Origin of the sequence: Winogradskyella poriferorum (assembly GCF_050618035.1) — a bacterium.
Taxonomy (GTDB): domain Bacteria; phylum Bacteroidota; class Bacteroidia; order Flavobacteriales; family Flavobacteriaceae; genus Winogradskyella; species Winogradskyella poriferorum_A.
Map to the genome: position 1 here is coordinate 1 of NZ_JBODPY010000192.1, position 226 is coordinate 226.

1 protein-coding gene is annotated in these 226 nt (G+C 36.3%); it reads right to left on the reverse strand.

Annotated elements, in window-relative coordinates; translation table 11 throughout:
- Window positions 1-226 (reverse strand): glycosyltransferase (locus ACRHOC_RS15430; RefSeq protein WP_431159474.1); only part of this gene is annotated, 226 nt, incomplete at both ends.

A 226-nucleotide genomic window follows, 5' to 3' on the forward strand; every position in this document is an offset into this window, starting at 1 on the left:
CTTCAGTAACAGCCGTATCTGGATTCAAAATACATACATATTCTCCCTTAACTGCTTCTACACCAATATTATTGCGTTTAGAAAAGCCCAGATTTTCTTTGTTCTCTATTAGATTAATTTCTCGGAAATGAGCCCGCACCATCGCACAACTTTCATCGTTTGATGCATTATCAACAACTATAATTTCGCTATCTATATCGGGTAGCGCTTTTTGAACACTATTAAG